Origin of the sequence: Pseudoalteromonas sp. A3 (assembly GCF_025942345.1) — a bacterium.
Taxonomy (GTDB): domain Bacteria; phylum Pseudomonadota; class Gammaproteobacteria; order Enterobacterales; family Alteromonadaceae; genus Pseudoalteromonas; species Pseudoalteromonas atlantica.
Genome location: NZ_JAPCKL010000005.1, coordinates 151,067 through 163,256 on the forward strand (window position 1 = coordinate 151,067; position 12,190 = coordinate 163,256).

General features: G+C 43.4%; 8 protein-coding genes. All 8 read left to right on the plus strand.

The features are described 5' to 3' along the window. The first annotated feature begins 189 nt into the window (after window positions 1-189). The 8 genes from OIZ54_RS11160 to OIZ54_RS11195 all read left to right on the plus strand — a co-directional run bounded on the left by OIZ54_RS11160 (window position 190) and on the right by OIZ54_RS11195 (window position 12,160). The gene (locus OIZ54_RS11160) at window positions 190-1,917 is read left to right on the plus strand and encodes a DUF4856 domain-containing protein (protein ID WP_264390416.1); all 1,728 of its coding nucleotides are present in this window, start codon (window positions 190-192) and stop codon (window positions 1,915-1,917) included. Window positions 1,918-2,002: 85 nt separating this feature from the next. Beyond that, window positions 2,003-3,277, plus strand: coding sequence for an imelysin family protein (locus OIZ54_RS11165; RefSeq protein WP_264390417.1), 1,275 nt, complete (start codon window positions 2,003-2,005; stop codon window positions 3,275-3,277). A gap of 8 nt (window positions 3,278-3,285) precedes the next feature. Continuing rightward, on the plus strand, window positions 3,286-5,520 hold the full coding sequence (locus tag OIZ54_RS11170; protein WP_264390418.1) for a TonB-dependent receptor family protein: 2,235 nt from the start codon (window positions 3,286-3,288) through the stop codon (window positions 5,518-5,520). Window positions 5,521-5,530: 10 nt separating this feature from the next. After that, entirely contained in the window at window positions 5,531-6,571 is a 1,041-nt protein-coding gene (locus OIZ54_RS11175; RefSeq protein ID WP_085065492.1) for a sterol desaturase family protein, read from the plus strand. Between the two features lie 110 nt (window positions 6,572-6,681). Next, window positions 6,682-8,589: a DUF1800 domain-containing protein gene (locus OIZ54_RS11180; protein WP_264390419.1), complete on the plus strand. Its 1,908-nt coding sequence runs from the start codon at window positions 6,682-6,684 to the stop codon at window positions 8,587-8,589. A gap of 9 nt (window positions 8,590-8,598) precedes the next feature. Beyond that, a complete protein-coding gene (locus OIZ54_RS11185) occupies window positions 8,599-9,939 on the plus strand; it encodes a DUF1501 domain-containing protein (RefSeq protein ID WP_126006262.1) in 1,341 nt (446 codons plus the stop codon). A 256-nt stretch (window positions 9,940-10,195) separates the two neighbouring features. Further along, window positions 10,196-10,918: a DUF1499 domain-containing protein gene (locus tag OIZ54_RS11190; protein WP_154944826.1), complete on the plus strand. Its 723-nt coding sequence runs from the start codon at window positions 10,196-10,198 to the stop codon at window positions 10,916-10,918. Between the two features lie 192 nt (window positions 10,919-11,110). Then, complete coding sequence (locus OIZ54_RS11195; protein ID WP_154944824.1) at window positions 11,111-12,160, plus strand: NAD(P)-dependent alcohol dehydrogenase; 1,050 nt, start codon at window positions 11,111-11,113, stop codon at window positions 12,158-12,160. Window positions 12,161-12,190 lie beyond the last annotated feature (30 nt).

Genomic DNA, 12,190 nt, shown 5'->3' on the forward strand with positions numbered 1-12,190 from the left:
TGCTAAGCAATTTACGTGTTGTTTAGCTATGTTAAATAGTATTTTTGCCGATCTCCCTTTGTTCTAAAAACTAAAACTATTTTAAAAATAAAACAAAAAAGCAACATTTAGGTTGATTGTTAGGTATTTGTAATTAGAATAGTCGCTATTACAAATAAGAATGATTCACATACAATATTAGGATTCAACATGAATTTGCGTAAATCTCTCCTTGCTAGTGCAGTAATTACTGCAACTATGGGTTTAACTGCGTGTGGCGGCTCAAGCTCTAGCGATAGCACCGAAACACCAACCACTCCAACAGTGACTAATTCGGCACCTACCGCTATTAGCTTATCAACAGCGGCTGTAACAGAAGATGAAGTAGGCGCAGTAGTCGGTACTTTAAGTGCAACCGATGACGATGCAACAGGCATGGTATTTACACTTTCTGATGATGAACAGTATTTTGAAATTAATGACAGCAATGAGCTAACGCTTAAAAGCACGTTAGCGCTTAATGCTGAGCAAGTAGAAACAATTGATGTAACAGTTACTGCAACCGATGCTGGCGATTTAAGTTTTACACAAACACTGAGCGTATCTGTAACTGATATTGAAGCGCAAGATGGCGTAAACGTTTACGAATTTGCCTCAACAGTTAATGCTAGTAATTCTGCGGTAAGTTACACAGGCCAAGTGGCTCGTCATGCACTTTCGGCGCAAATTAAAGCTTACATAAGCTTATTAAGTGTTGATTACATTGAAAGCGAAGGCTTAACGGGCGATGCCGTTAAAGCGCAGTTAATGGCTTATTGGAGCGATTACGAAGCCGTAAAAGATAACAGCTTTTTGTTTATTGATGGCGCAACTACATTGCAACAGTCGTTTGCAGAAATTTCGAATTCAGGCAAAACCTTAACAGGTAAAATTGCCGGTAACGATGCGTCTAAAATGGAAGAAGATTGGCTAACAGAAGGTACATTTGAAGGCTGGAGTGACTTTGGCACTCAAGCAAAAACACCAGAAGGGCTTATTTTTCATTACTTTGATTTACTTGCCGCTAATGTAGATGCAATTGCAAGCGGTACACAATCTGAGGATGTAAACGGTAATGACATTACTGCGGCATACATCACAACAAGTGGCCTTGATTTAAACCAGCTTATTCAAAAGCACACGCTAGGTGCGTTAATGTTCTCGCAAGGCACTGACGATTACCTAGACGAAGGGCTTGATGAAGATAACACCGATGCAGCAGCCGATGGCACTTACAGTACTTTAGAGCATCAATACGATGAAGGTTTTGGTTACTTTGGCGCAGCACGTCATTATTTAGAATTTAGCGACGAGGCTATTGCTGATGGTAGCGCAAGCGCTGATATTGATGGCGATGGCAAAATTGACTTAGCGAGTGAATACAACTGGGGTAACTCTACCAACGCAGCTAAACGTGATAAAGGCGCGGTAGTAGCAACTGACTTTAGCAGCGCAGCAATGACGGCGTTTATTGCGGGTCGTAAAATTATTAACGATGCTGCACCAAGTACATTAACCGATGATCAAAAAACGCAGTTATTAGCACAACGTGATATTGCTGTAGCCAATTGGGAAAACGCAATTGCAGCCACCGTTGTACATTACATCAACGACACATTAGCCGACATTGATACAGTACAAGGTACAGAGGCAAGTGCTGACGATTTTGCTAATTTAGCTAAACACTTTAGTGAAATGAAAGGCTTTGCACTGAACTTTCAATTTAACCCATTTTCACCTTTTTACAGCGACGATAACGCAGGTAAATTTGCCGAGCTACATACATTACTCGGTGAAGCGCCACTGCTAACAGATGCATACAAAGCGCAGTTAGTAGAGGCACGTGATTTGATGCAGGAAGTTTACGGCTTTGATGCTCAAAACATTGAAAACTGGTAATAACCACCCGTTTTAGCACCAAGGAAGGTCAGCCCACGGGCTGGCCTTTTGCCGTTTAATTTTCAAAGTTTTTAGGGTTGAAATAATGTTCAATTATGCAAAAAAAGGGGTTGTGGTTGCAGCTACTGTATTAACCCTTAGTGGGTGTGGTGAAAGTAGCTCAAGTAGCACAGGTAGTGATTTTCAAAGTAGTGATAGCGGGCAAACTACGACGCCTGCGGTTACAGAGTTTGATGAAGCACAACTCGTTGCTAACTTAGTCGATAATGTAATAACACCGACGTTTGTTTTGTTTAATCAACAAGCACAAACACAAACACAGGCCGTTGCAAATTACTGCCAAGCTGAAATACAAAGCGTACAAGAAAGCTCAGAAGAGGCCATTGCGCTGCGTGCTCAAGCACAACAAGCCTGGCTAGATACCATGGCGGGTTGGCAACAAGCCGAAATGATGCAAATGGGGCCGCTTCTTGATAACGCAGGGCAGTTACGTAACCAAATATATTCATGGCCTACTTTTAGCCGTTGTGGGATAGACCAAGACGTGGTGTATAACCAAGACGGTGTTATTAACCAAGATCAAAATCGCCCGTATGCCATTAGCGAAAGAACAGCAACACGCCGCGGCTTATTTGCAATTGGGCATGTGTTGTTTAACGAGCAATTAGCACATCACTGTAGTGTGGCAAATGACGCCCTTGCAGATTGGAATAACCGTACAGATTTAGCACGTCGTCAGGCTCGTTGTGAGTTTGCTGTGGTGGCAAGTGAAGATGTTTTAAGTTCGTCAGCGCAGCTATTACAAGCTTGGCAAGGGGATAACGGTTTTGCTAACGAATTAAAAAATACCGGCCAAAGTGGCTCTCGCTTTAGCACAACTCACGAAGCGCTTAATCATATTAGCGATGCACTGTTTTATATCGACACAATAGTAAAAGATAAAAAATTAGCAGAGCCGATTGGTATTTTTTCAAATTCGTGTGGCGCATCGGCGTGCCCTGAAGATGTAGAAAGCCTAGATGCGAAAAGCTCTTTAGATAATATTCGTAATAACTTAGCGGCGTTTGAAGCGTTAATTATGGGTAATTTAGACGCTGAGCAAGCAGGCACTGGCTTTGATGACTTTTTAGATGCAGAGCAAGCACAGGCTACTAAATCACGTTTAGTTGAAGGAATAGCAGCCCTTAAAGCCACTTTAAATAGCATAGATAGCTCGCTGGCCGATTTGCTAATTGATAACGAGCAACAGGTACGTGATGTACATGGGCAAGTGAAAGTGCTGACCGATGAGCTAAAAAATGACTTTATTAATGAGCTAGCACTTGAGCTACCCACCACCTCTGCAGGCGATAACGACTAAGGGCGACAATGAAATACAATAAACTTACAATTGCATTGCTTATGGCCTTAAGTTGCCAAGCAGTGGCAGAGCAAAAAAACGAATTAGAGCATATTCAAATTATTAGCCATAACGATAAATTGCGCACCGAAGCAGGCTCGGCTACTTTAATTGGCGAAGCGCAACTTGAACAATTTGAGTTTGATGATATTCATCGTATTTTATCGCAGGTGCCTGGGGTAAACATTCGCGAAGAAGACGGCTTTGGGCTAAGGCCTAACATTGGTTTTAGGGGCGTAACCCCTGAACGTAGTAAAAAAATAACCATTTTAGAAGACGGTGTTTTAATTGGCCCTGCGCCGTATTCGGCACCGGCGGCTTATTATTTTCCGCTTACTACACGCATGACCGCAGTTGAAGTGTTTAAAGGCCCAGCAGCCATACATTATGGCCCGCAAACGGTGGCGGGTACGCTTAATTTAGTGTCGCGCCAAGTGCCTGATGACGCCAGCGGTATGCTTGATATTTCAGCAGGCTCCGATGGCTATAAAAAAGCGCACGCGTATTATGGTAATCGCCAAGGGCAGTTTGGCTTTTTAGTTGAAGGCGTTCACCTAGAAAGTGACGGTTTTAAAGAGCTTGATGGTGGGCAAGATACTGGCTTTGAAAAAGACGATTTATTAGTTAAATTAGATTACACACTTAATAGCGAGCAGTATAAACAACGCTTTGAGTTAAAGCTGGCCTATTCAGATGAGCTTTCTAACGAAACCTACCTTGGGTTAACCGAAGAAGATTACCAGCAAACACCGTATCGCCGTTATGCCGCCAGTGGCCCTGCAAATATGGACACTAAGCATACGCAAGTGATGTTTACCCACCAGCTTAGCAGCGACAATTTTGCCCTTACAACCCGCGCCTATCGCAACGATTTTGAACGTGCGTGGCTTAAACTCAACGCGGTTACTAACAGCAGTGGTAGTTTGTCGGATATTTTGGCAGACCCAACACGCTTTGAGCGTGAATACAGCGTTATTAGTGGCCAAGCCGATTCGGTTCAAAGTGGTGAAAGCAATGTGTTTTTAACTATGGGAACGAACGACAGAGCCTTTTTCTCACAAGGCATACAGTTTGATGGTGATTGGCAAGTCGCTGCGTTTGGGCTAGAGCACTCACTCTCATTCGGGGTGCGTTTTCATCAAGATGAAATAGAGCGCGATCATTTTGAAGACACCTACGCCATGGTTAACGCGGTTAACACCCGTACAGACACCGCGAGTGTATTTACCACACAAAATACCGAATCTACCGATGCGTGGTCGTTATATATTGAAGACAAAGTAACTTTCGATAAGCTAACTCTTGGTTTGGGCGTGCGCGGCGAGTTAATGGATATGTCGTATCAAAATGACGCCCCTGGACAAGCAAACGATTGGCAAGATAAATCGAGCCGTATTTGGTTACCTGGGTTAAGTGGCTTTTACCAATTATCGGCCAATGCAGGGTTACTTTTTGGTGTACACCAAGGGTTTGTGCCCTCAAGCCCATCTAGCCCTGTACGTGAAGGAGATGAAGAGTTTGAAAAAAGCGTAAACTATGAATTTGGTGGCCGTTACAACAACGGTAACAGCCAAGTGGAAGTAGTGAGCTTTTTTAATGATTATTCAAACTTAGTAGAAAGCTGTGGCCAGTCAAATTGTGGAATCGAAAACGAAATTGACCGCGAATTTAGTGGTGGGGAAGTGGATGTATGGGGCGTTGAGTCTCAATTTGCACACACTTACGCATTAAATAAGCACATTGATGTGCCGGTACGCTTAACTTATACCTACACGCAAAGTGAGTTTAAAGAAGAGCTATTTAGCGAATTTACGCAGTGGGGGCATATTCGCCCGGGCGATCATTTACCGTACTTGCCTAACCATCAAGCTGCGCTGAGCTTAGGCCTTGCACATAACGATTGGTCGGTTGATGTATTAATAAAATACACCTCAGAAATGCCAGAGGCCGCTGGCGTAGCTTATACCGCTGGCGAGCTTGGTAACACCACAGGGAATGATTTTTCATTACCGTTGGCAGGTGTCGAGGTACCCGCTACAACCGTTGTAGATATTGCTGCGCGCTACGAGCTTGATCAATATGGGCATATTTACGCTAAGGTAGATAATCTGTTTGACCAAGATAACATTGTTAGTCGTCGCCCATATGGCGCGCGCCCGGGTAAACCGCGTAGCGTAGCCGTGGGTTACAAATATCAATTTTAAGAGGTAAGTTATGCTCGAGACTATATGGCAAACGCTTCTTCAAACGCCAAATTATTTGTTTGATGCCAATAAACGTATTTTTATTGGCTATAGCATTGCGGCGTTAGTGATTGCAATGTTGCTTTATTTCTCGGGCCGTGCGCAGCAAAAAAAGCGCACGTGGCGTGGGCTGGGGCGCTATTTATTTAGTAAGCGTATTTGGCTGAGTAAAAGTGCCAAGCTCGACTACCAATTATTAATTATAAACCGCTTACTTAAAGCCGCGCTGTGGGTGCCTATAGTGTTAACTATGGTGCCTGTTGCTATTGGCGTAAGTGATGCCCTGCAATGGCTTTTTGGTGAGCGCGCAGTATGGCAGCTGCCAAGTACTGTGGTGTTAGTTATTTTTACCGTTTTATTGTTTATATTTGATGATTTAACACGGTTTTTATTACATTTAGCACTGCATAAAGTGCCGTTTTTGTGGCATTTTCATAAGGTACATCATAGTGCGTTAGTGCTCACCCCAATGACCATTTATCGCAGCCACCCGTTTGAAAGCTATTTATATGCCTGTCGAATGGCGTTAGCCCAAGGTTTTGTAGTGGGCGTTTGTGTGTATTGCTTTGGCCGAAATTTATCAATGTTAGATATTTTGGGGGCTAATGTATTTGTATTTGCCTTTAATGCTTTAGGCGCTAATTTACGCCACTCACATGTGTGGTGGAGCTTTGGTAAAAAAATAGAAAATTGGTTAATTAGCCCAGCTCAGCACCAAATTCATCACAGCGATAACCCAAAACATTTTGACCGTAACCTAGGCTCAGCGTTAGCCATTTGGGATAGAGCCTGTGGCACGCTGATAAAAGCGCATCAAGTAGGTAAAATTACCGTGGGGGTTGGCAATAACGACCGGGGGCACAACAGTGTAATGGATGCGTATTGGCGGCCAATTTACGAGAACCTACAAACGCCTTGGCAACGTGTGGCTAAAGCCGCTAATAAGGTGAACGTTTTTAATAAAAAAAAGCCCATTATTGAGGTTAATATTAACGACAAAACAGCTAAATAGCGCTCGGTTACAAAAAATAAAAGGTTAAACTGTAAATTTTGTGTTTCAATAATCGTATCAAACTCGGTACATACACGCGTACCTTCTTTAATTTACGATGACGATTTAACATGCATTACAAATCAGTTTTATTAGCAAGTTGTGCTTTATTGCTAAGCGCCTGTGGTGGCTCAGGCGGCGATGACACGCCCACCGTCAATTCAAATAAAATTCCTACCTTGTCGGTTGCCGACATACCCAGCGAATTAACTAAAGGCCAAACCATTGAGCTAATTGCAACAGCAAGCGATGAAGACGGCTCAATAAGCAGTGTGGTTTGGCAACAAACTGCGGGCACCACGTTATTGAATGAACCATTAGATGCGTTAAGTACCCGCCTTACTATACCCGCTGCGCAAAGTTATGAGCCTATAACGTATTCATTTAGCGTAACAGCCACCGATAATGAAGGGGCAACAAACACTCAAACCGTTACATTTGTAGCCAAAAACAGCATGGACATACACAGCGCCGCTAGGTTATTACACCAAGCTAGCATGGGGCCAACGCTTGCTGAAATAAACAGTGCTCAAGGTTTAAGTGAGCAACAATGGCTCGATAACCAAATAGCACTGCCAGTTAGCTACCATCGAAACTACTTGGTAAAACTTGAAGATGACGAAGACTTTAAATATATAAGCCGAATAGATGCATGGTGGAAAGCGGTGCTACAAAGTGACGATCAACTACGCCAACGCGTTGCATTTGCACTGAGTGAAATATTGGTTGTATCGGATGAAAATAGCGATTTGCGTGCACAACCAGAGGGCATGATCACTTACTACGATTTATTACTCAAACATGCGTTTGGCAATTTTAGAGAGTTACTCGAAGAGGTAACGCTTTCGCCAATTATGGGCACGTACCTAAGCCATTTAGGGAACGAAAAAGCTGATGAAGCACTTAATATTCGCCCAGATGAAAATTACGCCCGTGAGGTTATGCAATTATTTACCATTGGCCTAGATGAGTTAAACCTTGATGGCACCGCTAAACTAGATGCAGACGGTAATAGCATAGCAACTTACGGACAGGCTCAAATACAGGGGTTTGCGCGTGTATTTACAGGCTGGACATTTGCCGGCAGCGAAACCTTTAAACGCAAAAGCCGTGATTATATAAACCCTATGCAAGCTTACAGCGAATACCATTCGAGCAAAGAAAAAGTCCTATTAAATAATGAGGTTATACCGCCAGGTTATGGCCCAGAGGAGTCGCTAAAAATAGCCCTCGATAATTTATTTAATCACGATAACGTAGCGCCGTTTATTTCTAAGCAGCTTATTCAGCGGTTAATTACCTCAAACCCTACTGCGCAATATGTAGAGCGCGTTGCACGTGTATTTAACGATAATGGAAGTGGTGTGCGAGGCGATTTAGCCGCAGTTGTTAAAGCTATTTATTTAGATGACGAAGCACGCCATTTTGGCAGTGTACTTAGCTATCAAGGTAAAATTAAAGAACCACTTTTAAAAACTGTGCAGTTTTGGCGAAACCTTAATGCGAAGTCGCAGCAAGGTTATTATACAACGTGGAACTTAGTCGATAGCTATGGGCAAGGCCCCATGCAGTCGGGCTCAGTATTTAATTTTTTTAGACCCGATTACCAAAGTGCGGCGTTACGCCCCCAAGGTTTGGTAGCGCCTGAATTACAAATAGCCAACGATGCGACTTTAATAGGCACAATGAATGCCTTATTTGCAAGTTTGGTTTGGAGTACAGCCGAAGCGCATACCGAGTTAAACCCTGCAGGAATTTATGTTTATGTTCAACGCGATATGGATTACTTGGCGCAAAATGGCATTAGCGCATTGATAGAGCAATATAATACCCTGTATTTTGCCGGCAATATGAGCGCTGACACAACACAAGCTTTACTTGATTTAGATGCCTATTTTGACGAGGAACAGTACCGCGTGAGGGTTTCGTACTTGTTATACATGATTGCTATTTCACCTGAATTTAACGTGCAGTATTAGGAGCGCATAATGAGCCTAAATAGAAGAGACTTTTTGTCATTATGTTTAAAAGGCGGGGTATCGGCAGCCGCTTTAACCAGTTTGCAGCTACAAGCGCTAACGGGGGCAACTAATGCAATAGAACTCGGTGATTATAAAGCCCTAGTGTGTGTATTTTTATACGGCGGAAACGACTCACTTAATATGTTGCTACCCCTTGAGGGAGAGCAGCGTAGTTTATACGAGCAAAGCCGGCAAAACCTCGCAGTAGACAATCCGCTAGCGTTAAGTGTTTCTCAGCAGTTTGCAGGTGGCGTGGGAATTCATCCCTCACTTGCGCCTTTACAGAGCGTGTTTGAGTCGGATGATTTAGCCTTTGTTGGTGGCGTAGGCACTTTACTTACTCCCACCACATTAACAGATTACAAAAATAACGCGGTGCCTTTACCTAAGCATTTATTTTCGCATAACGATCAGCAAGCGTCATGGATGTACGGCCGAGAAAAAGCCTCTTTAAACAGTGGGTGGGGCGCACGTATGCTAGAGCGATTAGCTGTAGAGGATCAGTTTGCGGCAAATATCTCTCTCGATGGCACTAATTTATGGCAAACAGGCACAAATACCAGTGCCTTTGCGCTTAACAAAAGTGGCATAAGCACAATTAACGCCTTTGGTGGTTATCAGCCCCGCACTGAGCACGTTACTAACATAATGAACCGCTTGCTAGGCAATGCAAGCCATGTACTAGGGCGTGAATATGCGAATGGCTTAAATAGCGCAATTACCAACACGCAAACGATGAACAGTGCGCTTGAACAAGCCCCAGCGCTTACTACCACCTTTAGCGATACTAGCTTGAGTGAGCAATTAGCCGCGGTGGCCAAAGCTATTAGTGTGCAGTCGTCGTTAAGTACACAGCGCCAAGTATTTTTTGTCTCTATGGGGGGATTTGACACCCACGATGATCAGCTTACTGCGCACCCTGCGTTATTAAATACGCTAGCTCAAGGGCTCAGCGAGTTTAACAGTGCCATGAAAGAGCTAAACATGAATGATAAAGTCACCACGTTTACTATGTCGGACTTTGGCCGCACGCTCACCTCAAACGGCGATGGCACCGACCATGGCTGGGCGGGGAATCAAATAGTAATGGGCGGCGCGGTAAAAGGCCGTTCTATTTATGGCCAGTTACTTACTCAGCAATTAGAGGGCGAATACGATACCGGAGGCGGGCGGTTAATTCCGCAAGTGGCTAACGAGCAATACTTTGCAACGTTAGCGCAGTGGTTTGGCGTGCCTGTTTCGGAGCTGGTTGATATTTTTCCTAATTTAAGTAACTTTAACAGCGCTACCTTAGACTTTTTTGTGTAATGATACTGACACGCCAGCCTAGGTACGTTAGTTTAAGGTTAAAGCGCCGCTGCTTGATAATAAAAATGCGTTATTTAGTTGTTTTAATTAGCTTATTTTAAGGTTTTTGAACAAAGCTTATTATTTAAAGCACTTAATTATCACTATACAGTGGCGTGAGCTGTTAATTGTAATCTAAACCCAGTGCTTGGCAGTATAATGTACTGGTTTCAAATACTTAAAATTAAAGATCACACATGATAAAGGAATCATAATAATGAAAATTTTAGTGAGCTTAGTAAGTTTAATCGCTTTTTTACTCGTTTTACTGCCAGGGCCTTTATATAAGTATGGGGTTGTTGAACTAAGTACTGCGTTTGCAGGGTTTAGATTTGGTGTGTATGTGGGTGGCGCTGCATTAGTGCTGCTTGTTATACAGGTTATTTTTATGCGTAAAACGCTTAGCATGGGCAGCACTTTAATGGCATTGGTGTTTGCAGCCATCGCGATTGCAATGCCACTGAGCATGATGAGCAAGGCTAAAAGTGTACCCGCGATCCATGATATTTCGACCGATTTAATTAACCCGCCAAAATTTGTGGCAATTGTACCGCTGCGAGCGGATGCTAAAAACCCAGCTGAATACGCAGGAGAAGAAACAGCCACGCAGCAACGCAAAGCTTACCCTGAGCTAAAAACACTAAATTATGCACAATCAAAAACAGACTTATTGGCTGCTACCGAGCAAGCGGTTAAAAATTTAGGGTTTGAGCTTGTTAATGTTAATGCGGCTACGGGCATTGTAGAAGCAACGGATACCACCACATGGTTTGGTTTTAAAGACGATGTAGTTGTGCGTATCAATGACGAAGGCAGCCAGCGCTTTGTCGATATACGCAGTAAGTCACGCGTGGGGCGAAGCGATTTAGGAAAAAATGCTGAACGTATACATTCACTCATTGATGAGATAAATACGTTACTGGACAAGACAAACATTTAAGTTAAAAAAGCCCAACCTTGTTGGGCTTTTTTGGTCAGGGTGCATTCACAGCGCCGGCGTTAGTGTAAACCACATCAAAGTGCATACCGGTTTTATTTTTAGAGCTAGCCCTCATGGGATTAGTTTTAAAATAAAGCACTTAAATAAGCGAAAAGGTAGACGACTTAAATTTTTACAGACTATGGAGTTGTTATGAAAACAGTAGGATATGCAGCAAAAAGCGAAGGTGCGCAACTAGGTGAATATACTTTTGAGCGCCGCGATTTACGCGATAACGATGTAGAAATTGAAATTTTATATTGTGGCGTATGCCACTCTGATTTACATGCAGTGCGCAATGACTGGGGAGGCAGCCGTTACCCGTTAGTCCCTGGGCACGAAATTGTAGGTAAAGTAAAAGCCATTGGTAGCGCTGTTAAAAACTATGCAAAAGGTGACACGGTAGCGGTAGGCTGCATGGTTGATTCATGCCAAAGCTGTAAACAGTGTGATAACGGCGAAGAGCAATTTTGCCAAGAAGGCATGGTAGGCACATACGCAGGTAAAGATAGAGTAACCGGCGAGATGACCCAAGGTGGCTATTCTAAACATATTGTTGTTCGTGAAGAATTTGTACTATCAGTCCCTGAAAACCTAGAGCTTTCGCGCGTTGCCCCTTTATTATGTGCAGGTATCACTACTTACTCCCCATTACATAAGTGGGGCGTTACAAAAGGCAGCCGTGTTGCTGTTGTAGGGCTTGGTGGCTTAGGTCACATGGCTGTTAAAAATGCCGTAGCGATGGGCGCGAGTGTAACAGTGGTTGGGCGAAGTGAGTCTAAAAAAGATGACGCAGTAAAACTTGGCGCGCAGCATTATTTAGTGTCGACTGACGAAGATGCAATGAAAGCGTCGCAGTCGGCTTTTGATATTATTATTGACACCGTACCTGTTAAGCACGATTTGTCTATTTACACACCCTTATTAGACATAGATGGGACGCTAGTTATTGTTGGGCAGGTTGGCCCTGTAGAGGAGCTAAACACAGTGCCTCTTTTAATGGGTCGTCGGCGCATCGCAGGATCACTAATTGGTGGGATAGAAGAAACCCAGCAGATGCTAGATTTCTGCGGCAAAAATAACGTATTGCCAGAGTGCGAAATGATTAATATTGACCAAATAAACACCGCGTATGAGCGAATGGAAAAATCAGACGTACGCTATCGTTTTGTTATTGATATGGCGTCGTTAGAGGCCCAGTAAGGTGGGTGATTAAATACCCTTGTTAAAGTA

Bases quoted from the DNA above. Each gene is read 5' to 3' on its own strand.
- OIZ54_RS11160 (WP_264390416.1), top strand. From the start codon at position 190: ATGAATTTGCGTAAATCTCTCCTTGCTAGTGCAGTAATTACTGCAACT.
- OIZ54_RS11165 (WP_264390417.1), top strand. From the start codon at position 2,003: ATGTTCAATTATGCAAAAAAAGGGGTTGTGGTTGCAGCTACTGTATTA.
- OIZ54_RS11170 (WP_264390418.1), top strand. From the start codon at position 3,286: ATGAAATACAATAAACTTACAATTGCATTGCTTATGGCCTTAAGTTGC.
- OIZ54_RS11175 (WP_085065492.1), top strand. From the start codon at position 5,531: ATGCTCGAGACTATATGGCAAACGCTTCTTCAAACGCCAAATTATTTG.
- OIZ54_RS11180 (WP_264390419.1), top strand. From the start codon at position 6,682: ATGCATTACAAATCAGTTTTATTAGCAAGTTGTGCTTTATTGCTAAGC.
- OIZ54_RS11185 (WP_126006262.1), top strand. From the start codon at position 8,599: ATGAGCCTAAATAGAAGAGACTTTTTGTCATTATGTTTAAAAGGCGGG.
- OIZ54_RS11190 (WP_154944826.1), top strand. From the start codon at position 10,196: ATGAAAATTTTAGTGAGCTTAGTAAGTTTAATCGCTTTTTTACTCGTT.
- OIZ54_RS11195 (WP_154944824.1), top strand. From the start codon at position 11,111: ATGAAAACAGTAGGATATGCAGCAAAAAGCGAAGGTGCGCAACTAGGT.